This is a genomic window from Streptococcus sp. HMSC057G03 (genome assembly GCF_001808745.1).
Taxonomy (GTDB): Bacteria; Bacillota; Bacilli; order Lactobacillales; family Streptococcaceae; genus Streptococcus; species Streptococcus parasanguinis_Z.
The window spans coordinates 1-25,243 of the sequence record NZ_KV794422.1 but is presented as its reverse complement, the minus strand read 5'-3'; the positions used below and the strand labels follow the sequence as shown (position 1 = coordinate 25,243).

26 protein-coding genes are annotated in these 25,243 nt (G+C 43.4%); 4 read left to right on the top strand and 22 right to left on the bottom strand.

Annotation, left to right across the window (positions count from 1 at the left end; translation table 11 throughout):
- Positions 1-40 precede the first annotated feature (40 nt).
- From HMPREF2686_RS03795 to HMPREF2686_RS03750, 10 genes are all read right to left on the bottom strand, one after another.
- Positions 41-754, bottom strand: coding sequence for a nitroreductase family protein (locus HMPREF2686_RS03795; RefSeq protein WP_049507070.1), 714 nt, complete (start codon positions 752-754; stop codon positions 41-43).
- Positions 751-1,650 carry a primosomal protein DnaI gene (gene dnaI, locus HMPREF2686_RS03790; RefSeq protein WP_049507072.1) on the bottom strand — a complete coding sequence of 300 codons (900 nt, stop codon included), beginning with the start codon at positions 1,648-1,650 and terminating at the stop codon, positions 751-753. Before dnaI ends, HMPREF2686_RS03795 begins: the two co-directional genes overlap by 4 nt.
- A complete protein-coding gene (locus tag HMPREF2686_RS03785) occupies positions 1,651-2,829 on the bottom strand; it encodes a replication initiation and membrane attachment family protein (RefSeq protein ID WP_070449273.1) in 1,179 nt (392 codons plus the stop codon).
- Positions 2,830-3,303 (bottom strand): transcriptional regulator NrdR, encoded by a 474-nt coding sequence (nrdR, locus tag HMPREF2686_RS03780; RefSeq protein ID WP_003005476.1) that lies wholly within the window; start codon positions 3,301-3,303, stop codon positions 2,830-2,832.
- A gap of 166 nt (positions 3,304-3,469) precedes the next feature.
- Complete coding sequence (locus HMPREF2686_RS03775; RefSeq protein WP_070449272.1) at positions 3,470-4,282, bottom strand: endonuclease/exonuclease/phosphatase family protein; 813 nt, start codon at positions 4,280-4,282, stop codon at positions 3,470-3,472.
- A gap of 85 nt (positions 4,283-4,367) precedes the next feature.
- Positions 4,368-6,560, bottom strand: coding sequence for a PTS transporter subunit IIBC (locus HMPREF2686_RS03770; RefSeq protein ID WP_049507079.1), 2,193 nt, complete (start codon positions 6,558-6,560; stop codon positions 4,368-4,370).
- Positions 6,561-6,797: 237 nt separating this feature from the next.
- Positions 6,798-7,496, bottom strand: coding sequence for a response regulator transcription factor (locus HMPREF2686_RS03765; protein ID WP_070449270.1), 699 nt, complete (start codon positions 7,494-7,496; stop codon positions 6,798-6,800).
- 9 nt (positions 7,497-7,505) lie between these two features.
- Complete coding sequence (gene gndA / locus HMPREF2686_RS03760; RefSeq protein WP_003008422.1) at positions 7,506-8,930, bottom strand: NADP-dependent phosphogluconate dehydrogenase; 1,425 nt, start codon at positions 8,928-8,930, stop codon at positions 7,506-7,508.
- A 169-nt stretch (positions 8,931-9,099) separates the two neighbouring features.
- Positions 9,100-10,578, bottom strand: coding sequence for a flotillin family protein (locus HMPREF2686_RS03755; RefSeq protein WP_003008427.1), 1,479 nt, complete (start codon positions 10,576-10,578; stop codon positions 9,100-9,102).
- 124 nt (positions 10,579-10,702) lie between these two features.
- A complete protein-coding gene (locus tag HMPREF2686_RS03750) occupies positions 10,703-11,242 on the bottom strand; it encodes a YceD family protein (protein WP_003017358.1) in 540 nt (179 codons plus the stop codon).
- A 203-nt stretch (positions 11,243-11,445) separates the two neighbouring features.
- On the opposite strand from HMPREF2686_RS03750, the gene HMPREF2686_RS03745 reads away from it, so the two are divergent.
- The 3 genes from HMPREF2686_RS03745 (at position 11,446) to HMPREF2686_RS03740 (ending at position 13,807) form a co-directional block, all read left to right on the top strand.
- On the top strand, positions 11,446-12,306 hold the full coding sequence (locus tag HMPREF2686_RS03745) for a helix-turn-helix domain-containing protein (protein WP_049472051.1): 861 nt from the start codon (positions 11,446-11,448) through the stop codon (positions 12,304-12,306).
- Positions 12,307-12,416: 110 nt separating this feature from the next.
- Positions 12,417-12,593, top strand: coding sequence for a hypothetical protein (locus tag HMPREF2686_RS10535; RefSeq protein WP_021153728.1), 177 nt, complete (start codon positions 12,417-12,419; stop codon positions 12,591-12,593).
- Positions 12,590-13,807, top strand: a complete 1,218-nt coding sequence (locus HMPREF2686_RS03740; protein WP_070449268.1) for an MFS transporter — start codon at positions 12,590-12,592, stop codon at positions 13,805-13,807. Before HMPREF2686_RS10535 ends, HMPREF2686_RS03740 begins: the two co-directional genes overlap by 4 nt.
- A 300-nt stretch (positions 13,808-14,107) precedes the next feature.
- Here HMPREF2686_RS03740 and htpX read toward each other — a convergent pair whose 3' ends face one another.
- Entirely contained in the window at positions 14,108-15,004 is an 897-nt protein-coding gene (htpX, locus tag HMPREF2686_RS03735; RefSeq protein WP_070449267.1) for a zinc metalloprotease HtpX, read from the bottom strand.
- Position 15,005: 1 nt separating this feature from the next.
- Positions 15,006-15,566, bottom strand: coding sequence for a LemA family protein (locus HMPREF2686_RS03730; protein ID WP_023918932.1), 561 nt, complete (start codon positions 15,564-15,566; stop codon positions 15,006-15,008).
- Between the two features lie 70 nt (positions 15,567-15,636).
- Between HMPREF2686_RS03730 and rsmG the strand changes: the two genes are divergently transcribed.
- A complete protein-coding gene (rsmG, locus tag HMPREF2686_RS03725; protein WP_070449265.1) occupies positions 15,637-16,350 on the top strand; it encodes a 16S rRNA (guanine(527)-N(7))-methyltransferase RsmG in 714 nt (237 codons plus the stop codon).
- A gap of 216 nt (positions 16,351-16,566) precedes the next feature.
- On the opposite strand, the gene HMPREF2686_RS03720 is transcribed toward rsmG, so the two are convergent.
- From HMPREF2686_RS03720 to HMPREF2686_RS03675, 10 genes are all read right to left on the bottom strand, one after another.
- Positions 16,567-17,469, bottom strand: a complete 903-nt coding sequence (locus HMPREF2686_RS03720) for a carbohydrate kinase family protein (RefSeq protein WP_070449263.1) — start codon at positions 17,467-17,469, stop codon at positions 16,567-16,569.
- 83 nt (positions 17,470-17,552) lie between these two features.
- Complete coding sequence (locus tag HMPREF2686_RS03715) at positions 17,553-18,305, bottom strand: SDR family oxidoreductase (RefSeq protein ID WP_070449261.1); 753 nt, start codon at positions 18,303-18,305, stop codon at positions 17,553-17,555.
- A 4-nt stretch (positions 18,306-18,309) separates the two neighbouring features.
- Positions 18,310-19,140: an energy-coupling factor transporter transmembrane component T family protein gene (locus tag HMPREF2686_RS03710; RefSeq protein ID WP_070449260.1), complete on the bottom strand. Its 831-nt coding sequence runs from the start codon at positions 19,138-19,140 to the stop codon at positions 18,310-18,312.
- Complete coding sequence (locus tag HMPREF2686_RS03705; RefSeq protein WP_070449258.1) at positions 19,133-20,815, bottom strand: ABC transporter ATP-binding protein; 1,683 nt, start codon at positions 20,813-20,815, stop codon at positions 19,133-19,135. Before HMPREF2686_RS03705 ends, HMPREF2686_RS03710 begins: the two co-directional genes overlap by 8 nt.
- The gene (locus tag HMPREF2686_RS03700) at positions 20,816-21,589 is read right to left on the bottom strand and encodes a nucleoside phosphorylase (RefSeq protein WP_070449256.1); all 774 of its coding nucleotides are present in this window, start codon (positions 21,587-21,589) and stop codon (positions 20,816-20,818) included.
- A gap of 157 nt (positions 21,590-21,746) precedes the next feature.
- Positions 21,747-22,652 (bottom strand): DUF4299 family protein, encoded by a 906-nt coding sequence (locus tag HMPREF2686_RS03695; RefSeq protein WP_070449254.1) that lies wholly within the window; start codon positions 22,650-22,652, stop codon positions 21,747-21,749.
- A gap of 99 nt (positions 22,653-22,751) precedes the next feature.
- Positions 22,752-23,735: an oxygen-dependent tRNA uridine(34) hydroxylase TrhO gene (locus HMPREF2686_RS03690; RefSeq protein WP_070449252.1), complete on the bottom strand. Its 984-nt coding sequence runs from the start codon at positions 23,733-23,735 to the stop codon at positions 22,752-22,754.
- A 150-nt stretch (positions 23,736-23,885) separates the two neighbouring features.
- Positions 23,886-24,377: a DUF6773 family protein gene (locus tag HMPREF2686_RS03685; RefSeq protein WP_021153741.1), complete on the bottom strand. Its 492-nt coding sequence runs from the start codon at positions 24,375-24,377 to the stop codon at positions 23,886-23,888.
- Between the two features lie 10 nt (positions 24,378-24,387).
- A complete protein-coding gene (locus tag HMPREF2686_RS03680) occupies positions 24,388-24,870 on the bottom strand; it encodes a DUF6773 family protein (RefSeq protein ID WP_070449250.1) in 483 nt (160 codons plus the stop codon).
- Positions 24,871-24,897: 27 nt separating this feature from the next.
- Positions 24,898-25,092, bottom strand: a complete 195-nt coding sequence (locus HMPREF2686_RS03675; RefSeq protein WP_003005328.1) for a helix-turn-helix transcriptional regulator — start codon at positions 25,090-25,092, stop codon at positions 24,898-24,900.
- Positions 25,093-25,243: the final 151 nt, after the last annotated feature.

Sequence of the window (25,243 nt, the reverse complement as noted above, 5' to 3'; positions counted from 1 at the left end):
TGAAAGGCGAGACCTCGGTTCAAGAACGCCTCTCTTCATTTCATAATAGTTTGTGTTTTTCTAGTAGTTTTTTGGTCTCTTCTTGTTCAGGTTGACCAAATTGAGCTGCAAGGCGCTCGCTCCAGCTGTCGGTTGCACGCGCTCCAGCATAATCTGCCTGAACCTTGTCATAGGCGGTCACAACTGATAGGTCTTGTTCTTGGTATTCTTCTTCAAAAGCAACCTGTTCCAATGGTAAACGTGGTTTCACTGCATGCTGCTGATTAGGTACTCCGAGAGCAATCCCAAAAACAGGATAGGTATAGTCTGGCAGACGGAAGAGTTCTGCGACTTCTTCTGAACAGTAGCGCAACATGCCGATAATCACTCCACCATAGCCAAGACTTTCAGCTGCTAATAGCGTATTTTGAGCTGCTAGAGCCGCATCCACTGAGGTGATCAGTAAGTTGTCCACACCTTCAGGATGGAAATCCTGCTCATGAAGTTTGACAGCTTTTTCAGCTCGGTTTAAATCTCCAACAAAGAGGAGAAAGACATCTGACTGGCGAATCGCTTCTTGAGGAAGCAAGTCGTAAAGAGCTTCTTTCTTTTCCTTGCTTTTGACCACAATCACAGAATAAGACTGAAAGATTTTCCAACTTGATGCCATCTGCCCAGCTGATAAAATTTCCTTGAGGTCAGCTTCTTTGATGGCTTCTTCCTTAAAACGGCGAACAGAAAAATGAGATTTCATTAAACGGATGGTTTCATTCATCGGCGATTGACTCCTTCCAGATGGATTTCCTTGGCTAAAAATTTTACGCGCTCCATGACACGTTTGGCCTGCCAGGTTTCATCTCCATTACGCGAAGCTGCAAAATGACGTTCCAACTCTTCAAAATTAAAGTTAGAAGTAAAGAAGGTTGGGAGATTTTCCTGCATTCGGTGCTGCAAAATCACCTGTAAGATTTCATCTCGCACCCAGACTGACATCTGTTCCGCACCGATATCATCGAGAATTAAAATTTCGGCTTTTTTCACCTTATCGACGGTTTCTTTGACTAAGCCCGAACTGATGGCATTTTTAACATCGATAGCAAAACTTGGAAAATGAAGTAAGGTAGTAGAGGCCTGGCGTTTTTCGGATAAATCATGAGCCAAAGCTGCCATCATGTAACTCTTTCCTACTCCAAAATCACCATAGAGGTAGATCCCCTTTTGATATTCAGGATAGTTGGCCACAAAATTGGCCAATTCTTCAAAGGCCTCAAATCGCCCCTTATCATCAAGTTCTACCTTGGCTAGACTCGCTTCTTTCAAGGTTGAAGGAAGATTGATCAAGTTGAGACGTTGGTTGATCGCAGCTCGTTTTTGGGCTTCAATTAACTCTGGCGTCTCCTCATAAGCGACATCCGCATAGCCTTCATTCATGGTAAGGATGGGCTTATAACCTTTGGCAATATAATCTGGATCTCCCAATAAGAAACGGTTGCGTTCACTAATGTATTGATTAAATTTTGAAATACTCCGTCGAATTTCTTGTTCAGACAAAGACTGGTCCTTGATAAAGGCAGCCACTTCTTGGTCTGCCAAGATCTGTGCGACCAAATCCTCATAGTTAAATTGACGCGCACGGTTCATGTGAGACATGGTTTGACCTACACTTTCCATCTACTCACCTCCTTGATTCAGTTTTTCTAACAGACGTTGTTTTTCTTTAGCAAGATCCACCTTTTCTGCTTGACTGGTTTGATTTTGATAGTTTGGTTGGCTCCACTTGGGAACATTGCTGTGCTTGCTCTTGGCTGATGTAGGACTCGTCCCCTTGCTTCCTTGAGCCTTAGCTTGTTCCTGGCGTTCTCGAACTTTTAAAATCGCCAGTTCTGCACTGTTGACCCCTTGATAAGAAAAATCATTTCCTACCTTCAAAGCATACTTTTCATTGAGATTAGCAGACTGGGTCTTATTAAAGGTCAACAATAAGATGATATTGATCACCTCATCTAATAAGCCTAGATCAGCTAACTTGGATAAAGTCTTGCGTTCGCTCTGCGTAATGGTCGCATTGCGCGCCTTCTTAATCTCTGCTAGAAATTGTAGGCTGGATTTTGCCTTAGCTTCCCTCAGAATGGTTTCTTCCTGACGGCTATAGGACATGCGTGGTTGCTCTTGGCTCGCCTGAGCCAACTTTTGCTTCATTCTCTTTGGAGAGACAATCCGGTCTACAGCCGTTTCTTTTGCTAGGAGATAGGTTTCATACCAGGTCCATTGTTGTTCTTCTGCGATGGCAAAGAGGGCTAAGGTTGCTTCTCCTTCATCCGCAAAACGAAGTCCATCACGCCCCATCATTCGCTTAAACATCTCCATATCAAACTGCTGTTTCTTACTTGGAAGAACGGTCGTCTCCCCAGCATCTAGTCCAAAGACTTGCGAGAAGGAAACTTGCCGTCTAGTCCCTAAAGAGCGTGCTGGGAGCAAATCCTCCACAGCCTTTTCCCCAATCTTTTTCTCAAGCAAGCGTTTATAGACGGCATTCGAAAAAAATTGTTCTGATTCAAGAGGAGCATGTAACTGGATGGTGATCCCAACTTCTTCCTCATAGAGATCAATCAACCCCATGGCAATTAAGCGATCAAAGGCGAGTAGCAACTGTGGAAATCCTATATTCAAGTGATTGAGGATTTGAGCAAGTAAATATTGTTTTTCACCCTGATCATAAGAGGCCAGCAGATAACGATAAACTGCTACCGTTTCCGTCTCCAAAATAGGCAGGTAATACTGCTCCAATGCAGCCCCTGCCGGTGGAAGAAGATTATTTTTTAAAAATGCGAAAGGCGTATTGGGCTTCATCTATTTTTCCTTTTTCTTCTTGGTTCCCTTCGTAATTTGTTTCAAGAGGGTCTCTAACTCACCGACATCCTTGAAACTCCGGTAAACACTAGCAAAACGGACATAGGTGATCTCATCTAGATCTGCTAACTCATCCATGACCAACGAACCAATATATTCACTGTTGATTTCATTATCACTTTGGCTGCGAACCTTTTGCTCGATCCGGTTTACAATTTCTTCGATTTCGTCACTAGAAACAGGCCGTTTTTGAGCTGAGCGGATAATACCATTAAAGATTTTATCACGAGAAAATTGCTCGCGTGTCCCATCCTTTTTGACAACCACTAGGGTTCGCTCTTCCACTCGTTCGTAGGTAGTAAAGCGATAATGGCATTCTTCGCATTCCCTGCGACGACGGATGGTGTTCCCATCTTCAGCTTGTCGACTATCCACCACACTAGACTTACTTCCACCACATTTTGGACAACGCATTTGCTACCTCCTTAAACTGTTTTAACACTTCATTTTACCATAAATTGAATCGTAAAGAAAGCAGAAGAACAGGAGAATCCCCTATGCTTGCTCCTCATTGATCCATAAAAAAAGAGTCGAAGGACGATTCGAATAAAATCGTTTTCCTTTCGACTCTCCATTTATATTAAAGTGATAATTCAGCTTCTAAGCCATAGTGATCACTGACATGGGCTTTGTTTTGACCATCAAAAATGACATGTAGACGCTGGATGTTCCATTCTGGACTTGCAAAGACGTAATCGATTCGCAATGGAACTTGATTGTCCGTCCAGCCATCGATTCCAGGACCTACAGTATAAGTCCCCTTTGTTTCTTTGGCTTCTATAAAGCTGTCTTGAAGCTTAAGGGAACTGGATAGAATCGTCTCATACCCTTCTTGACCAGCAGGATTATTGAAATCACCAGCTAGAATAAAAGGTTTGCCTACTTGGCTGAAGTAGTTCTCAATGCGTGGCCACTCAAATTGGAAACCTTTGTCCCACCAAGAAAGATGGACGCTGGCAACAGCAATCTCTTTGCCATCTACACTTGTATGGGCAACGGCTACTCGACGAGTATGGTAGTCCGTTGGATCATCCATATTGGATACCAAAATCTCATCTGCCTTCAAGGGTTGACGCGAAAGAACGGCCACACCCTCATTGAGGTGATCATAGCCAATATGGTTGTAGGCCCAAGTCCAATAATAGTGGAGTCCATGAGCAGCTAACTCTTCTACCAATACGCGAACAAAGTGGTCCTTGTGAATGGCTACAGCTGATGGCAAAGCTTGATAATACTCATCCGTTTTGACTACTTCTGAGGCCATTTCTTGATTGACCTCTTGGAAACAGATCACATCATATTGCGCTTCTAAAATTTGTTCCTTGAGGGTTTCAAATTTTTGCTGAGCATTCTCTTCCATCCAACTATGGGAATTTAATGTTAAAAATTTCATCCCCTGATTTCTCCTTCTCTCCAAATCAAGAAACGGCAAGAGGCCGGGTGCACTGTCCCAACCTCATTTTCTTTGCCGATGTCTTTTATAATTCTACTGTTGCAACTGGTGCATTTGCTGCCAATTTACCAGTATGTTCGACCTTAACGGATTTAATCGCATCTGCATTTGTGAAGACAACAATTGTTGAAGTTTCACGACCAGCTGCACGGATTGCATCAAGGTCTGCTTCTACCAAGAGGTCTCCAGCAGCCACTGTTTGACCTTCAGAAACTTTAACCTCAAATGGTTTTCCTTCAAGACTAACAGTATCTAGACCGATGTGAACCAAGACTTCCAAACCATTATCTGTTACCAAACCAAGGGCATGTTTGGTTGGGAAGACACTAGTAACTTTACCAGCAACTGGTGAAACGATGTGGCCATTTTCAGGCTCAACTGCAAATCCGTCACCCATCATTTTTTGTGAGAATACAGGATCTTTCACATCTTCGATGTTGATCACTTCACCATCTGCAACGGAATGCACTTCATCAGTTACCCCTTTAAAGGTTGCTTCAGCCTTTTGAACTGCTGTCATTTGGCTAGGAAGTGTTTCAGGAATGACTTCACCTGAATCAAGAACGTCTTGGATATCAGACTTCAATACGTCAGCTTTAGGTCCGTAGATCGCTTGGACACCTTGTCCTTTCATGACAAGACCCATAGCGCCTTCAGCTTTCCATTGTTCTTCTGTTCCGACTTTTTCAGCGTCCTTAACGGTTACACGAAGACGAGTCATACATGCGTCAACGTCTACGATATTGGCACGTCCACCAAGAAGGTTGATAATGTTAATGACTTGTGAGCTTGCTGAGCTTGTAGCAGCACCTGCTGCTGCACCATCTCCTGCAGGGGCATCATCATTTTGTTCATAGTTACCGTTACGTCCTGGAGTTGCATAATTGAATTTCTTAATCATGAAGTTAGCAATGAAGTACATGATAAATCCAAAGAGGACTGTTACCCATACAAAGTTAAAGATATCTAGTGCCAAACCAGCGTTGATGGCCATTGGTGTACGTGTCAAGAACTCGATTGAACCGAATGAGTGAACACGAAGGTGAACCAAGTCAGCCATTGCAAAGGCAGCACCTTGAACAAAGGCGTAGATCAAGTACAATGGTGTTGCAATGAACATGAACATGTATTCAATTGGTTCTGTAACACCTGTCAAGAAGGTTGCAAGAGCAGTCGCAACAAGCATTCCTTTGTATTTTTCTTTTTTATCTGGGTCCACATTGCGGTAGATAGCCACCACGATTCCCATCAAGATACCAAAAGATCCGATCATTTGACCAACTTTGAAACGAGCTGGTACGTATGCTTTAAGCAAGTGTTGATACTGACTAGGATCTGCTTTCTTCAAGTTGACAAGGTCTGTTACCCAAGCCAACCAAAGTGGATCTTGTCCAAATACAGTTGTTCCTTTGGCAGCACCTGTAAGAACTTGGTAGCTACCACCCAATTGAGTATAGTTGATTGGAATGGTCAACATGTGGTGAAGACCAAACGGCAAGAGAAGACGTTCCAAGGTACCAAACAAGAATGGTGCCAATACTGGAGCTGTTGATTGTGAGTTGGCGATCCAAACACCAAATCCATTAATTCCTGATTGAACTACTGGCCACAAGGCTGACAAAACCAAGGCTGTAAGTGCTGAACGTACGATAACAACGAATGGTACAAAGCGTTTCCCGTTGAAGAAAGAAAGGGCTTCTGGGAGTTTACGGTAGTTGTAGTATTTATTGAAGGCAGTTGCTCCAACGAAACCTGAGATAATCCCTACAAATACCCCCATATTAAGAGCTGGAGCTTCAAGAACACTGATAAAGTAGTCCGCAACTTTAATTGATCCACCGAAGATTGTGTGAACCGTAGCAGCCTTATCAGCTAACATTGCAGATGTCACTCCGAAAACTGCACCGGTAATACGGTTAATCAAGATGAAAGAGAGACCAGCCGCAAAGGCGCCCCCTGCACGTTCTTTGGCCCAGCTACCACCGATAGCAAGGGCAAAGAGGATGTGAAGGTTTCCGATAACCCCCCAACCGATTTGTTCGATAATCCCACCTGTAATAACAAGTGGAGACAAATTCGGGTTGATCATAGGGATAGATTTCCCGATTGAAATCATCAACCCAGCTGCTGGCATGACAGCGATAACGACCATCAAGGCCTTACCGAACTTTTGCCAGAATTCAAAGCTAAATAAACTTTTGAATGATCCTTTATTCATCATTCAACCTCCTTATATTGTTTAAGGCTTTTGTTTTTAAGAAAACGTTTGCGCTTAAATTTGATTCTAGTATACCATATTTTAAAAATTTGTAAAGCCTTACATTCATTTTTTTCTCCAAATTTTATCATTTTTTATCTTTTTTAAGCCAAATTCTTTTTAAAACTCATTCTTTTTCGACGCAAACGTTTCCCTTGAAGTGTAAAAATATTCGAACCCTCTAAGGGTTCGAATGTTTTATTCTAATGCGTCTTGCATGGCGTAGCCAATCCCACGAACGGTCTTAATATAGCTTTTTTGACCTGGTAGATCAATTTTCCCACGAAGATACCGGATATAGACGTCAACAATATTAGTCTCACCTGTACTCTCGTACTTCCAGACACTCTCCAATAACTGATCTCGTGTCACCACTCCTTTGCTTCCCATCAGGGTCGCCAAGAGGTCGTATTCTCTGCGGGTCAAACTAATCATGTCTTTCCCACGATAGACGGTATGGTGTTCCACATCAATGCGCAAATTGCGGTATGACGTTGGGATTTTCATCTGGCTACAATGTTGGTCAATATAATCACGTCCTCTAAAAATGGCTGTGATCTTATCTACCAAATCGCTGATAATAAAGGGTTTGACCATATAGGAAACGGCAAAGCGCTGAATACTCTCTTTGTGCTCAGCAATTTTTTCGCGGCTATCCAAAACAATCAAAACAGAAGCTGGGCGAATCTGACTGATTTCCTCTGCGAATGTTTCACCAGACATATCTGACAGATCGTAATTAAACAAGATCAGATCATATTTGGTCGCAGCAATCAAGGCCAGACCCGCTTTTCCATCCTCGTCCACATCAACTTGATACCCCTCTTTTTGAAGTTCCAAATCAATGAAGCGAGCGATTTGCTTCTCATTTTCTACTAGTAGAACTCGTTTGACCATAGAGCAAGATTATTTTTCGTCGTACCAAGAATAGTGGAAGGTACCTTCTTTGTCTTTACGTTGGTATGTATGAGCACCAAAGTAGTCACGTTGTGCTTGGATCAAGTTCGCTGGAAGATCCGCTGAACGATAGCTATCGAAGTAAGTGATGGCTGCTGAGAAGGTTGGTACAGGTACACCTGCTTGAACAGCAAGAGCTACAATGTCACGAACTGATTGTTGGTACTTAGCAGTGACATCCAAGAAGTACTCATCCAATAGAAGGTTAGCAAGATCTGCATCGCGGTTGTAAGCATCTGTGATCTTTTGCAAGAAACGAGAACGGATGATACATCCATCGCGCCAGATAGATGCGATGTCCGCAAATGGTAAGTTCCAGTTGTTTTCTTTAGAAGCAACACGCAATTGCGCAAAACCTTGTGCGTAAGAGATGATTTTTGAGAAGTAAAGGGCTTGACGAATTTTTTCGATCAACTCAGCCTTGTCTCCTTCAAATTTGAATGCAGCTGGTTTTGGAAGAACCTTGCTAGCGTGTACACGTTCTTCTTTGTAGGCAGAGATGTAACGAGCAAATACTGACTCAGTGATGAGTGACAATGGTACACCAAGGTCAAGCGCTGATTGGCTAGTCCATTTACCAGTTCCTTTGTTTCCTGCAGCGTCCAAGATGTAGTCTACGATTGGTCCATCTTGACCTTCATCGTCTTTGCGTTTCAAGATATCAGCTGTGATTTCAATCAAGTAGCTGTCCAACTCACCCTTGTTCCATTCAGTGAAGATTTCAGCCATGTCTTCTGCAGAAAGGCCAAGCAAGTGTTGCATGAGGTCATAGCTTTCTGCGATCAATTGCATATCCCCGTACTCGATCCCGTTGTGGACCATTTTCACGTAGTGACCAGCTCCATCAGGACCGATGTAAGTCACACATGGTTTTCCATCTTCAGGCGCTTTTGCAGAGATTTCTTCAAGAACGTCAGCTACCAAGTCATATGCTTCTTTTTGTCCACCAGGCATGATAGAAGGACCTTCAAGGGCACCTTTTTCCCCACCAGATACACCAGTACCAATAAAGTTGATTCCTGAGTTCGCCAATTCTTCATTACGACGGATGGTATCTTTATAGAAAGTATTTCCTCCATCGATCAAGATATCACCTTTATCCAAGTGTGGAAGAAGGGCTTGGATGGTTGCGTCTGTACCAGGTCCTGCTTGAACCATGAGCATGATACGACGTGGTTTTTCGATAGAGTTTACGAAGCTTTCGATATCATAGCTTGGCACAAAGTTTTTATCAGGATGGCAAGCAATCACATCTTCTGTTTTTTCTTTACTACGGTTAAAAATGGCAACTGTGTAGCCACGAGATTCGATATTAAGGGCAAGGTTACGACCCATTACGGCCATACCAACAACACCAAAGTTTGCTTTAGTCATGTGACACTCCTCTTTATAGTTTGCCTTTATTCTACCATTTTTCCTCCTCAAAAGAAAGCAGAAAATAGCTTCCCACCTTCTCTAAGAGGGAGAAGATCATGCAAGTTATTTGATCTTAAAAACAAAAGTGCCCGAGAAACAGTTCTCAGACACTTTCTTAAGAATGGTATTAATCTTCTTTAGAAGCTAACTCCTCTGCTTCAATGACCGGTTGTTCTCCTTCTTTGAGTTTGTTGACCGTCATATTAACTCCAAGGGCTCCTGCTAGTAATTGACGAATATCAAATCCAGCTCCTTGAGAGACTTGGTCGATACTTTGCATAATATCTCCCACCATCTTAGAAGCATTGCCTTCCCCGTACATGGTGATCTTATCAACCTTGGTTAATGGTTCTGCGACAGCACGCGCAATTTCAGGCAACTTGTCAACGACCATTTCAGTAATGGCTGCTTCTTGCATTTTCTTCATCGCTTCGGCCTTTTGGTCCAAACCTTTGGCTTCGGCTTCCAGTTTCAAGCGAATGGCTTCAGCCTCGGCACGACCTTTGGCTTCAATAGCTTCGGCCTCTTGCAATTGGGCAAATTTCTCAGCTTCGGCTTGAGCTTTTCGAGCTTCGGCTTCTTTTTGTGTTTCGAAGAGTTCTGCTTCCGCCTTGCGTTGGCGTTCAATCAATTCTGCTTCTGCAGCTTGTTGACGCGCATATTTTTCAGCTTCAGCTTGTTTGCGGATGTTGGCATCCAATTCTTGCTCACGAACCTTAACTTCGCGCTCTTTGACTTCCGCTTCTTTTTCCTGTTTCATGATATTGGCTTCGGCTGCCACGCGCTCTTGTTCACGACGTTGCACTTCTGCCTCAATCCCTTTAGCGGCATCTGCTTTTGCTTGGGCAATATCTGCTTCTTGCTTGAGGGCTGCTTGTTTGAGTTTTAATTCGTTTTGTTTTTGCGCGATTTCAAGATCGGCAGCGACGCGTTTGTCGTTAGCCAATTTATCTTGTTCTGCTTCGACTTCCTTGCGTTCGCGTTCTGCTTTGGCTTTGGCAATCAAGGCATCTTTCTTAATGGTTTCAACATTTTCAATCCCGAGGTTATCGATGACTCCCCCTTCATCAGAGAAGGATTGAACCGTAAAGGCGATGACTTCTAGACCCATTTTAGCCAAGTCTGGCGCTACGTTGTCTTGCACTTTTGAGGCAAACTCTTGACGGTCATTGACCATCTTACGGAGCTCCATCTGACCGATCACTTCCCGCAGATTTCCTTCCAAAACATCTTGGACAGAGTTGGAAATATCTGTCGTATTCCAGTTCAAGAAGTTTTCTGCAGCCCGGGCAATCATTTCATCGGTTGTACCAATTTTTAATTTAACAGCTGCATCGGCACGGACGTTAATGAAGTCCAATGTTGGGACTGCTTCTGACGTCCGAACATCTGTCGAGAATTGCTCAATATCAAGATAAGAGCGTTGTTCGACAAAGGGAATCATAAAGCCAGCTTTCCCACGCAAGTGACGTTGTTTCCGAAGACCGGTAATGACCACGACTTCGTTGGGTTTAGCATTGACATACCCTTTGACCAACAAGATCAATACAAGAATGGCTACGATTACAACAGTAATCAACCAACCTGGAATAAATAAAGTATCCATACTTTTTCTCCTTTTTTAGAGGTCTCCCCTCTGTTATTTATTAATCCTAGTATATCAAAAGAAGGCCTTTCCTCAAAGAAAAGACCTGTATTTATGTCTAAATTTATCAAATGCAATCTCTAGCTTATTCTTCGTCAAACAAGCCATTTAGACCGGCGAAAGGACTGTTTTCTTCTTTCTTAATCGCTTGAGCGGCTTGGTATTCTTCTTCGGATAGGATTTTCCAATCATTGCCTTCGATAAAACCTTGTCCAGCCTCTTCTTCTGGAGTAAGAACCTTGAGGGGAATATTGAGCAGGATATTATCCGCTACACTCTCACTCAGGTCAATCTTCCCACCTTCGATTGGAAGGATCAAGTCTTCCTCTAGGGCCTCGATATCTGCGTCAGACTGTACATCCTCCGCAAACACCTCTGTTACAGGATAGCTCTCTTGAAGCTCGACAGGCTCCATGCTTCGGCTAGATGCCAAAACGATGGTGTAGCTCAACTGGTAATCCAAGATATAGAGGCCTGTATCATAGGCTACTCGTCCTGTCGCTGTCACATTCTTTAAATCAAGAATTTCTGGATTACGCTTTTGCAATTCCTTGAGCAAATCCAACTCTTGATCAAAAGCTAGTCCTTCAGGATTTTTACGGATTTCTTGTGTAAATAGGTTCATTCTTTTGTCCTCAAATCTTCTAGATACTACTAGTATATCATGAAGCTGCCCCTCAACCAAGAAGTCTCCTCAAAAATTTGTTATAATCATGAAAAAGATACAGTAACTAGGCCAATTGGTGTTGTACACAAGGTCCCACCATCTCTTGGACAAAAGAGGGTCACTGGCTAGGGCATTGAGCAATGTTAGATAGAGGAGAATTCATGAAAGAAATCGGAGCAGTTTTTCGGCAAATACGTGAAAGTCGTCACATCTCTTTAGAGGAAGCTACGGGTGGCGAATTTTCGCGCTCTATGCTGTCGCGATTTGAAAGAGGAGAAAATGACCTGACCACGCAACGGTTTTTTCAGGCCCTTCAACAGATCAAAACCAGCCTCAGTGAGTTTTCTCATCTAGCTGGAATCGATCAGCACTCTTTTATTCCCAAATTGTTGAAAGAGCACTATGAAAACATGAGCTTGGAACACGACCAAGCCTTGTACCAAACTTACCAGCTAGCCTATCAGAAACATCACAAAAAAGAAGACCTCTTAGCCAGCATTATTCTCAAGGCCCAAATGCTTGGCTTCTATCCTGAGGTGGAGCTCACCGCTAGCCAAGAGGAACTGGATTTCCTCCATGATTATCTCTTCTCTGTCATGATCTGGGGAAATTTTGAATTGAACCTGTTCTCTCTGACCTCTCCACTTTTCTCTAGTCGCCTCTATCGACAATACACAGAGGAGTTGGTCCAAAGGGAGGATTTCAAGCTTCTCCTAGATTCCTCTCGTCCTGCCCTTAACTCTATTTTTCTTAATGGCTTCTTTCTGGCCATTAGTTCAAATGAATTTGAAGATGCAACCTATTTTGATCAGTTGATCAAGGACCACTTTTACTCCGAAAATGAAGCCTACCATCGGACGGTTTATCTCTACGCCAAAGGAGAATTTCTCTATCGAAAGGGAGAAAAAGAAATCGGTCTTGAAAAGATGGAACAGGCCATCCAGGTTCTCTCTATTCTGGATTGTAAGGACAGTGCCAACTACTACAAACAGGGCCTGCAAGAACTGATCAATAAATCCTAAAAACTCACAGATCTACTCTGTGAGTTTTTGTTGAAAATATGCAACATTAATTTTTTCTTGCTTTTTAGGTTTACAATAGGACTATCAAGTAAAGAAAGAAGGTTCTTCCCATGATGACCAAACTAAAAAACCACTTCCTCCGCTTTCTTCTCTCACATACTAGCGTCTATCTGAAGGATCAGAAGCTAGCTCTTTCAGAAGAGGAAAAATTGGAGCTCTTCAAACAGATCGTTCGATCCATCAAACAAGTCCTACCCACTAATCACGTGAAGGAGGAAAGCTTATGAAACTCTTAGTCCGTAATAAAATTTTTGCCTTACTCAGCCTTTCTCGCTTTTTGAATACTCTCGGTGTTGCCATCTACAATCTGGTCTTTGTGGTCTTTGCTGCCAGCATGCCACAGCCGAGCCTAGCAGTTGGAATTGCTAATCTCATTGTATTTATTCCTAGCCTCTTTACCATTTTTGTCGGGATGAAGGCTGACCGTACGAAGAAAAAAGCTAACTGGTTGATCCGCATTGGCTATCTTCAAGCCATCCTCTTCATCCTTATTGCTCTCATGACCAAGATTCCGGGTTACCTAGCCTTTTCGATTGTTTGCTTTTTAAACATTGTTTCAGATTGTTTGAGCGATTATCGCGGGGGCCTACAACTCCCCATCATGAAAAAGAACATCTCTAGCGAGGATTTGATGGAGGCCTATTCCTTCAACCAACTACTTAGTATGGTCTGTTCGATTTCTGGACAAGCTCTAGGAGTTTGGCTGCTAGCTATCAGCCATCAAAATTTTGCCCTGGTCGCTTCGATCAATGCAGTGACTTTTCTCCTGTCTTCTACCTGTCTCTTGATTAGAAAAAAGCAGCTGACACATGATCCCGTCATTGAGCCCAAAAGTAAGAATTCTTTGGTACACGAATGCCAAGAGATGTACCAGAACGCCAAAAGTATTTTTGCAGATGAGGAGGTCCACCACTTTGGCAAGTTGCTCTTCTCATTGGTTCTCATCAATGCCTTAGGGGGATCCATCTCTGGCATCTACAATTTGCAACTGCTTCACTCCCCCTTCTTTCAGTTGAGCTTTAGCCAATCGCTCTTGATTTTAGAGGCAGTGACTATTTTAAGCATGGTCTGGGCTAGCCTGACACCCCATGACTATTTTTCCAAGCAATCGCTCCACCATATCCTCCTGTGGATCGCAGGTGGGCTGACCCTGCTTGGTCTCACAAATATCCTGATGCACTGGGACATTCTTTCCCTTCTACTCATCACTTTCCTTGGTTATCTTGTAGCAAAAATCAACCCAAAAGTTTCCAGCCTTTTAATGAGCAAATTACCCGCTGAAAAATTAGCTTCTACCTCTAGCTTTTTGGGACTGATGGTCAGCTTTGCCATGCCACTTGGGACAGCTCTCTTTTCTAGTCTAGCTATCTGGAGCCTTTCCCTAGCGTGGGGGATCTTTGCCATCCTTGGTTTCACTACCCTCCTCATATCTAGGAAATAAAAAATCCACCGTTTGGTGGATTGAGCTTGAGGACAAAGTCATCTTAAAAACTTTCCTTAGGTGAGTACGGACGTCAGCGAACTTCGAAGAAGTTCCATGACTAATTATTGAGCCTAAGGTCTCAATAATTCCGAGTGCCTGAAACTAAATAGCTTCAGGCACTTTTCTCACGGCGGAAAGTTTCAATAGATGAGTTAATAATTCTAAAGAATAAATTTCTTTTATTTGTATAGAATTTATTAGATTTATAAAGAAAAACAGTTTTCCCACACTCTCAATCCTGCTAATGATGGATTTACTTTACATATTTCTTAATCTTTCAACCCGCTCGGCAATGGGTGGGTGGGTATAAAAGAGCTTTTGAAAGCCGGATTCCTTTTTGGGATCGTTGATAAAGAGAGCACTACTTGCACTATCAACTTCTCGCTGCATGGGTGCACTATGATCCAGTTTTAAAAGAGCATTAATCATCCCTTGAGGATTTCGTGTCAATTCGACACTTGAAGCATCCGCTAAAAACTCCCGTTGACGAGAAATGGCTAACTGTACCAAGGTCGCCGCTAATGGAGCTAATACGATAGCAATCAAGGAAAGAATCAGAATAATAATTTCTAAACCACTGCCCCCTTCTCGATCATCATCCCGTCTACGGCCACCGCCCCACCACATCATCCGTCCTCCAATACTAGAAAGCATGGTGATGGCACTAGCAAGGGCAACCGCAATCGTGGAGATACGGATATCGTAATTGCGAATATGGCTGACTTCGTGTCCAATGACTCCCTCCAATTCCTCACGATTCATCACAGCTAGAAGACCTGTCGTTGCTGCAACAGCCGCGTTTTGAGGATTGGACCCTGTCGCAAATGCATTCATGGACGGATCGTCTACAATATAGACACGGGGCATAGGAATCTGAGCCACCATGGCCATGTCTTGGACAACATGGTAGAGTTGAGGAGCTTGATCTTCTGTCACCTCGCGTGCACCATTCATCCGCATCACAACTTCCGTTGATTGAAAAATCATGCTAAAGGCATAGATGCCACCAATAATCAAAGCAAGGATGACGCCACCAAGAGAGGATCCTAACCAGAGGTAGCCGACGGCTGCTCCGATGAGGGCCAAGAGTATGAAAAAAGCAATAAGGAGAATCCAGGTTCTCCTTTTATTGCTTGCAATTTGGTCAAACAGCATATTAGTCTCCTAATCCGCTAAAGTCCACCTTTGGTACTGCTTTTTCTTCTTCAGGCACTTGAAGGAATTCGGCTTGTCTGAAGCCAAACATTCCAGCAATCACATTTGTTGGAAATGTTTCCAATTTCACATTGTAGTTGCTTGTCACACTGTTGTACAATTGACGGGCATAAGAAATTTTATTTTCTGTATTGGTCAATTCTTCTTGCAATTGCATGAAGTTGGTGTTAGCTTTCAAGTCTGGGTAATTTTCAGCCACCGCAAAGATGCCTGCTACTTGGCGTGAAAGAGCATCACTGGCTGCCATTGCTTCTGCAGGTGAAGAAGCTTGCGCTACTTGTTGGCGAAGTTGAGTCACTTTTGCTAGTGTATCTCCTTCGTACTTGGCATAGCCTTTAACGGTTTCGATCAAGTTTGGAATCAAGTCATTCCGACGTTTCAATTGCACATCAATTTGACTCCATGCTTCACGAGTTTGCATGCGGCTTTTCACCAAACCGTTGTAAACTCCTACTACAATCAACACAAGGACCACAATGATCCCAAGAATAATCCAAATCATTTTATTGAATTCCTTTCATTTCTTTCTACCAGTATATCAAATTTCCCTTATTTTGTGGTAAAATAAAAGCATGAAACCAGAAGAATTTTATGTCCGTTTAGCCGATCTCGGCTTTCCATTAACTGATCGTCAAAAAGAGCAATACGAACGCTATTTCGAGCTCCTCGTGGAATGGAATGAAAAGATTAATCTCACTGCCATCACCGAAAAAGACGAAGTCTATCTCAAGCATTTTTATGATTCTATCGCACCCATTTTACAAGGTTTGATCGAAAATCAACCCATCCGTCTCTTGGATATCGGAGCTGGTGCTGGCTTTCCCAGCCTACCAATGAAGATCCTATTCCCTGAGCTGGATGTGACCATCATTGATTCCCTCAATAAGCGGATCAATTTTCTCCACTTGCTGGCTGAAGAGTTGGGCTTAAGTGGAGTTCATTTCTACCATGGACGTGCGGAGGACTTTGCACAAGACAAGGCCTTTCGTGCCCAATTTGATATCGTAACTGCCCGCGCGGTTGCCCGTATGCAAGTCCTCTCTGAACTGACCATCCCTTATCTGAAGGTAGGAGGACGACTTCTTGCTCTCAAGGCCAGCAATGCTCCAGAAGAGTTGGAAGAAGCCAAAAATGCCCTTAACCTGCTCTTTAGCAAGGTTGAAGACAATCTACAGTATGAATTGCCAAACGGGGATCCACGCTATATCACTGTTGTAGAAAAGAAAAAAGAAACCCCCAATAAATACCCAAGAAAAGCAGGCATGCCCAATAAGCGGCCATTGTAGTAAGATACAAAGTGCTAAGAGGATAAAAGTCAAATATGAGGCTGGGACAAAAGTCCTAGCCTCTCAGTTATCTTTGAATTGTCGAGCAAGACGCAGCGGTTGACTGGGCTCTACTACGCTGATTTCATCAGCTTTTACAGCCCTACACAACTGTGCGGAGGTGGGGCGACGAAATCGAATTCTAACGAATTACCGATTTCTGTCCCACTCTCTTTTTTATTTTTGTTTCAATTCTGTTCGCAGGGCTTCTTGTTGCTCTTTTGTCAGATGAACCCCCTTACTTGCAACAATCTGGCTAGAGACTTTATTGGCAAAGCTTAAGGCTTGTGCGATATCTAAGCCTTCTAATCGGGCGGACAGAAAAGCTCCGACATGGCTATCCCCAGCACCTACTGTATCGACAACTTCTGTTGGAAAACCTTCTGCCTCATACCAGTTGCCATCATAGGCAACCGCTCCTTTTTCCCCCAAGGTGACGATCACTAATTGCCCCGTTCTCTGATACAAACGTTCGATGGCTGGCTGGATCTCTCTACACCCAGAAAAAGCCAGTGCTTCAGCCTCATTAACATGGAGAATCGGATGCAGATCATAAATTGCTTCCAGTCGATCTTTGGGAATCATGAGTCCGCGTGGTCCTGGTGCGAAAATCACCTGGCCTTCTAATTGCGAAACAGACTGCACCAATGCAAGACCGGTTGGCTCCTCAACTTCAAGGCCACACAAGTAAATGTAATCAAACGGATCTGTCTCGATCTCTTTTAGCCACTCTGCTCGGAAGCTATACTCCACTCCGTGATCTGATAAGAAGGTCCTCTCACCATCAGACTCTACAAAGCAATAACAGCACCCATTGGCCCCTTCTAATGAGATGCTAGAGGAAATCCCTAATTGTTTTAGCTCTCTCCGAATAAAATCACCATACATCCCAGAACCAACAGGCGAGACAAACTGGTAGGGTTGCGACAAAAAATGAAGAATATTGACGACATTAAAGGCACAACCTCCCACAGACCATTGTTGGTGATCAATATGGGCATCTCCTTCACGACTCGGCAAACGATCCAAGTAGATCATCACATCACAAACGGTAGAACCAATAATTAACGCAGCTGTCATCTTTTTCTCCTTACTTTGCCTTCTATTATACCAGAGGAAACATAAAAAACAACCAATCCCTTGTGGAGTGGTTGCTTCTCTTTTTAGTCACGATAAACGGGTTGAGGGCCAAAGGTTTGGGAAACGGGCATGATTTCAATCCGGTTGACATTGATATGCTTAGGCTGTTGGATCAACCAAGCTACAGTATTCGCAATGTCTTCAGGCTGAATGGCATGGGCATCTCGATAGAGAGCTTCTACTCGTTTTTCATCTCCTTTAAAGCGAACCGTCGAGAATTCAGTTCCTTCACAGAGACCAGGTTCAATATTGCTGACACGAATCTTCTTCCCTGCTAGATCTGCTCGAAGATTGAGGGAGAATTGCTTGACAAAGGCTTTGGATGCTCCGTAGACATTGGCTCCTGGATAAGGCACTGTTCCTGCCGTAGACCCCATATTGATGATATAACCGTCATTTCTTTCCACCATCTGGGGGAGGATTTGCCGGGTCAAATAGGTCAGACCGATAATGTTGGTCTGAATCATGGTCAACCAATCTACGATCTCTGCTTCATGAGCTGGAGCGAGGCCTAGGGCCAGACCAGCATTATTGACCAAAACATCAATTCTCTCCCAAGAAGCTGGCAAACTGGCAAGGGCATGATCCACCTGTGGGAGATCTGTTACATCCATTTGCAGGGGATAAAAGGTTTCTCCCAGCTCTTCTTGAAGGACTTGTAATTTTTCGATGCGTCTAGCTGCACCAATCACCCGATGCCCATCGGCAACTAAGCGACGACAGATGGCTTGACCAAAGCCAGCAGAAGCTCCTGTTACTAATATTGTTTCTGACATGTGATTACCTCCAAGGATTATAGAAGCGACCTTGGTTTACCCAAATCAAGACGATACTTAAGACTACCATAAAGATTGACCCCAGGATAATCAAGTGATCACGAGTCGTCATCTCCTGATAGGTGTACCAGGTTCGTTTTTTATTTTTTCCAAAGCGTCGCAATTCCATCGCCGTAGAAATCGTTTCAATCCGCTCTAGAGAACTAAAAATTAAGGGAGAAATCATCTGAAGATTTCCCTTCACCCGCTGGACAAAGTTGGCTTTTTTGGACAACTCCAATCCTCTTGCTTCTTGGGAGAGCTTGATAATCTGGTATTCCTCTTGCACATCTGGAATATAGCGCAGGGTCAAGCTGACTGAATAAGCAATCTTGTAGGATACTCCTATCTGATTAAGACTCGAAGCAAATTGACTAGGATGGGTGGTCATCAGGAAAATAAGAGCCAAAGGAATGGTACAGATATATTTCAAAGTAAGGTTGAAAAGATAAAACAACTCTTGAGCTGTAATGCTATAAGCTCCTAAACCATCTAGAAGAACTGTTTTTGCTCCATAGATTTCTACCCCATATTGGGGGGCAAAAAGATAGACCATCAAGACATTGAGAAGGGCAAAAGCTAAGGCAAAACTCAGAACAAAAGAGATGTCTTTCAAACGAATGCCTGAGGTTGCAAATAAGGCGAGGGCACCCAAACCAATGACCAACAACAAGCGAGTATCGTAACTCAACATGGCAGCTAATGATACCAACAATAAGAAAAGAAGCTTGCTAGCGCCTGAAAGGCGATGCAGAAAGCTGGTTCCGGCATGGTAGCCGACTAAGCGATTATTCATGACCTTCCCCCTTCTGATTCATATAAAACTGGGTCAAGGCAAGAGGATCGACACCAAGTCGATTTGCCAAGGCGAAAATAGACGTTTCTTTCAAATTAGCCCGTCTCAAAATTTCTGGTTGGGTCAAGAGCTCTGCCGGTGTCAAATCAGCCAAAACCTGCCCATCCATAACCACGACTGCCCGGTCGGAATAATCTAGCATGAGCTGCATATCGTGGGTAATCATGACAATGGTATGCCCCTTTTGCTGGAGTTCATCAAGGAAATCCATAATTTCTGTATAGTTTCGTTGATCCTGGCCTGCCGTCGGTTCATCCAGTACCAAAACCTCAGGCCCCAATACTAAAATCGAAGCGATGGTCACCCGCTTCTTCTGACCATAAGATAGAGCAGAAATTGGCCACTTACGAAATTCGTAGAGACCACAGGTTTTCAAGGCTTGATGGACACGATTTTCAATCTGGTCCTCTGGGACATTTCTCAAGCGAAGACCGAGAGCTACCTCATCAAACACCATGGTCGATGAAATCATCTGGTTAGGATTTTGCAGGACATAACCTACTCGCTCTGCTCGCTCCTTGACACTATCACCCTTGATATCCTCTCCCTTTGAGAAATAGGTTCCTTCCGTTTGGATGAAGCCACAAATCGCCTTAGCAAGGGTAGATTTTCCAGCCCCATTTTTACCGACAATCGCTAGCCGTTGGCCTTTTGGAACGGTTAAAGAAAGATCTTTAAGAATAGGCTGGCTTTCTCGATAGGCAAAGTTCAAATGACCAAGCTCTAAAATTGCTTCTGCCTCTGCACCTTTTTCAAAATGTGGAGTTGGAATTTCCACTGATAAATCTTCAAGTGGTATTTTTTCTACGTTATCCAAATTCGGTAGCTTGCTGATATCCTGGCCTAACTGGCGAAGCGTTGTTAAATAGAGGGGTTCCCGAATCCCATTTTCAGTCAGCAGTGTCGTTCTCAACAACTCATCTGGCTCCCCATTAAAGAGGACTTGCCCTTGATTGATCAAGATGACTCGATCAATGGGACGATAAAGCACATCCTCCAAACGGTGTTCGATGATAATGGTGGTCGTCCCCTGTTCTTCATGAATCTGATCGATCAGATCAATAATATCCTGACCCGACTTGGGATCTAGATTAGCCAGTGGCTCATCAAAAAGCAGGATTGGACTTTCGTCGATCAGGACGCCAGCTAAGCTCACCCGCTGTTTTTGCCCACCGGATAAATCTTGAGGCCGATGGTCCAAGAGCTTACTCAAATCTAAGCGCTCCGCCCAGCTGTGAACCCGAGATTTCATGCTTTCCGGTTCCACCATGTCATTTTCAAGGGCAAAAGCCAAGTCTTCTGCTACACTAAGACCGATAAACTGGCCATCCGTATCCTGTAAAACCGTACTGACCAAGTGAGATTTTTCATAAATACTACGATCAAAGGCTTCTGTCCCCTGAATGAGAAATTGCCCACTACTGGTTCCCTTATAGATATTGGGAATAATCCCGTTTAGACACTGACCAATGGTTGACTTACCAGAGCCAGATGGTCCCACAATCAGGACCTTTTCCCCCTCGTAGATGGTCAGGTTAATCCCCTTTAAGGTCGGCTCAGACTGGGCCTTATACTGGAAGGAAAAATCCTTCAATTCGATGATTGCTTCTTTCATTTAGTTTGCCTTTTCCCATAAGAGCGCAAATTGAATGGCCAACTCCGCGATTCGGTCCTTGCCATCTAAGTCCTCATGACTAGATAAGGTTCGGATATCCCATTTTTCTTCAGAGAGGTGGTCCGCCGCGTAGAAAAAATGGCAGAGTTCAAAGCCCCGAAAAGCTGCTAATGCCGCCACTGCCGAACATTCCATATCCACACAGATGGCTCCTGCTTCCTTTCGACGTTTCATCTTGTCGATGGTTTCCCGATAGGGAGCATCGGTCGTCCACACTTTTCCTGACTGATAAGAAACCTTGTGACTGTCCAGAAAAGCTTGGAAGAGAGGAAGGCTTTCCTTATTTACTTCCACTTCATCACTAGCCGGAAGATAGTGGTAGCTGGTCCCTTCATCCCGAAGAGCTGCTGTTGGAATGATGATGGAGGTCGCTTCAATATCCCTGTCCAAAACCCCACAAGTCCCAAAAAGAACGAGTTTTTCCATCCCAAATTGAATCAAATCCTCAATAATTCCCACACAGGAAGCTGCCCCAACGGGCGCATTAAAGGCAGCGATCTGTTGGTCTCCGATAGTGATCCCATAAACGAGAACTTCAAAGTTGGCCATGGAGGTTCTTGTGATGACCTCATGTTCATAATTTTCAAGTAGGCGCGCAAAAGTTACTCTTGAAAAGCAAGAGATGACTACTTTAGGAAATCCTTCAATTGGTTTGTGTAAGTCTTGTGGATTAATAATAGCCTGTCGGTTGGCGTCAAATTCTTCTAACAGCATTTCGTGCACCTCTTTCATTCTACTTCTAGTCCCCTATTATACCACAATTAGCCTAGTCATTGGTTTTTGATCAAAGGTAAGAGTATAAAAAAGAACTGCTCCCAGACGTTAGATTTTTCGGATCAAGTGTCGGAAGGACAGTTCACTGCAATATTTTTTACTTATTCTCCAATTGTGCTAATTCTAGCAAGCGTTCTTTGGACAATTTTTTGATTTCAATTTGACTAGCATCAAGCAGCTGGAATTCATCTGGCTCTAAGGCCTCCAGTAAGTCCTTCAGAGCAAGAGAACCAATTGGATGGTAATTTTCTGGCTTACCCGGATCTCCCTCGATCGCTACCAATAGCACCCGCCAATCAATGATACCCGCTAAGCCCACGATTTCTACATATTCTGCAGGAACATGTGGCACCCGTGGCAAGACTGTATCCGTATCTTCTGTCAAGCTATAGCTGGCTAAGAAGGCTCCTGTCTCCTCCTGTTGATAAAAACGGACTTGACTGAAATAAGCTGCATTATATTGAATCTTCTTGATAAAGGCAGAGTAGGCTTCTAGGGGATGGACATGGTTCAAGACTTCCTGCACTGTATCCCGATCCAAATAGACCGGATGAGCGAAGCCTTGTACTTCAAACTCTTTTAGATCTTTTTCTTTTGTCAAATTCCCCAGCGTTTCTAGGATAACGACTTCATAATCAAAATGGAAAATAGAATCTGGAGTATAGCTCACGCCGTCGCTAGCCACAATCTCCGTTCCTAATACTTCTGCGAGGCGACTGATCCAGCGAAGGGCCAACTGCCAATCTTCTTCTATCGCAAAAGAGGGCACCTGAATCTGATAAGACTCTTCCTCATCAAAATAGCGTAACTGCAGAGGAAGACCGCTCTTACCAAATACGATACAGTTCAAGCCTTCAAAATCATTTAAGGGACGATGAAGGGTGGCAGGATCATAGTTGTAAGTTGTTAACCCTTCAACTAATTTAAGAACTTCCTGTGCTGCGAGTACTTTCTGATAGCCAAATAAGCTCTTTTTATTTTTGATTGAAAACACGATACTCATTTGTTTTCTCCTTTGTGAAATCGCTTACCTAAAGTATAGCACAATTTTCAATCAATTTCCATATAAAAACAGCCTGAGCTTTCAGACTGTTTGTTTCCATTATGCAGGTGCTCCATCAAGCGTCTCACCGATAACGGCCAAACGCTCAGCAACCTCTGCTTGTGACAAGTTGTGTTCTTCAACATAACGATTGCGAGGGTGAACCCGGCACTCATGTGAGCAGCCACGGAGGTACTTGTCTTCGTTTTCTTCTGAGGTCAAGATGCGACGGTTACAGAAAGGATTTCCACAGTTGACATAGCGTTCGCATGGTGTTCCATCAAACCAGTCTTTTCCGACAACGCTTGGATCGACATGGTTGACATCGACTGCAATCCGCTCGTCAAAGACGTACATTTTCCCATCCCACAGTTCGCCTTGAACTTCTGGGTCTTTCCCGTAAGTGGCGATTCCGCCATGCAATTGACCGACATCTTTGTAGCCCTCACGCACCATCCAGCCTGAGAATTTCTCACAGCGGACTCCACCAGTACAGTAGACGACAACACGCTTGTCCATGAATTTTTCCTTGTTATCACGAACCCATTGTGGCAATTCACGGAAGTTGCGGATGTCAGGACGAATAGCGCCACGGAAGTGACCAAGATCGTACTCGTAGTCATTCCGAGTATCAAGGACAACGGTATCTTCGTCGAGAAGAGCTTCTTTAAACTCTTTTGGTGACAAGTAAGCACCTGTTATTTCAAGAGGATTGATATCGTTATCGAAGTTATCATCTTCTAAACCAAGGTGGACAATCTCTTTCTTATAACGTACAAACATCTTCTTGAAAGCTTGCTCTTCTTCCTCATCAATCTTGAACCAGAGGTCTTCCATCCCTGGAAGGCTGTGAACGTAGTCCATGTATTTTTGCGTTGTTTCGTAGTCACCAGATACGGTTCCGTTAATCCCTTCATCAGCGACTAGGATACGACCTTTAAGGCCGATTGATTTACAGAAGGCCAAGTGATCAGCCGCAAATTGTTCTGCATTTTCAATGGGGGTATAGAGGTAGTAGAGTAAAACACGAATAGGTTTTGCCATAAGATTCTCTTTTCTAAGATTAAATTATCAGAATTTTTCATTCAACTATACCAGTATACTCCCCCAAGAAAGCGAATGCAATTTATTTGACCGAAAAATAAAAGCCTGGGGTTCCAGACTTTTTTACGACAAAAATAAGGTTTCAACTAATTACTCTTCCTTTTCCATCTGATCCAGATAGGCTTCATAGCGTTTTTTCTCAACTTTTGCAAGGAGCATTACAAGGGTATTCATCCCCCATACAATCGGAAGATTCAGTAAAAAGGTAATAGGAAGTACTAGTAAGAATTTTGAATGGAAGGGATTGGCCTGATAGACAGCCTGGTTTAATTGAAAATTTTGAGCCCAGATGAACAAGGAGAGAATTGAGGTTACTGCTACAATTCCCGTCACATTTAGATAGCTATAACTGATAAATCTCACACCCAATCGTTGACAACGAACAGAATAATACAATCCTGAGACGATGAGTAAGGCTACCACCATGATTGGACTGAGCCCCACCTTAGATGTAAAAATGGATCCCACACTAAAAACAGTTAAGGCAAGGAAAAGAAAACCGGCTGTCTCAGCACCAGCCTTATTAGCTAAGCCTTCTTCTCGTTCATCTATGATTTGTTTGTTCAGCAATTGTAATCTCATTGCTTCCTCCTTATTCTTCATCCTCTAACTCTGCCTCTATCTTCTCTTGTTTTTTCCGATTGATAAGAGCAAGTGGTTTTTCAAGCAGATCTGTCAGGAGGGCAAAGACGAGAATTTCTAATAAAATTTTGACCAGATACTTGGGACTCAAGATAAAGCTCGTTACTTCTCGTTTTCCAATCACATCCATAGCTGTCACAAGCACAGCAAAGAATAGACCTGATCCTAGGCGACTCAACCAGCTATCTTTTTCTAACATATCTCGAACATCAATCCCTGAACTGATCCTTCTCACAAAGGCATAGCCTCCCATGGCAATCAGAAGGAACATCTCAGGGAGATAAGCGACGAGGTCTAAGTCCAGGATACTGGATTTCACAAAGGCGGATAGGGCAATAAAGCAGGTCATGCCAAGGACAAGTTCTCCTGCGATTTTTCCATCAAGTAGCATGGTCCGTTCATCTTTTACAATTGGTTCTTTCTTTTGTTTCATATGTTTCCTCTTTCTATGTTAAAACTGTTACTCCCAGAACAGTTGATCCAACGTCTTATCCAAGGTCTTACAAATGGCAAGGCAAAGGCTGAGGGTCGGATTGTATTTCCCTGCCTCAATCAGGCCAATGGTCTGGCGTGTCACCCCGATGGCATCTGCAAGATCCCCCTGGGTCATATCATGCTCGACCCGGGCCATTTTTAATTTGAGATTTTTCGCCACATGCTTTTCCTTTCTTGTTTTTATAGCTTTATTATACACTATATTTTCTATTTTGCAATATATATATGACATTTTGTAAAAAATATTTTTTACAAAACAAAAAAGAGGCTGGGACAAAATGTACTGACCCCAAAAAGTTAGACAAATAATT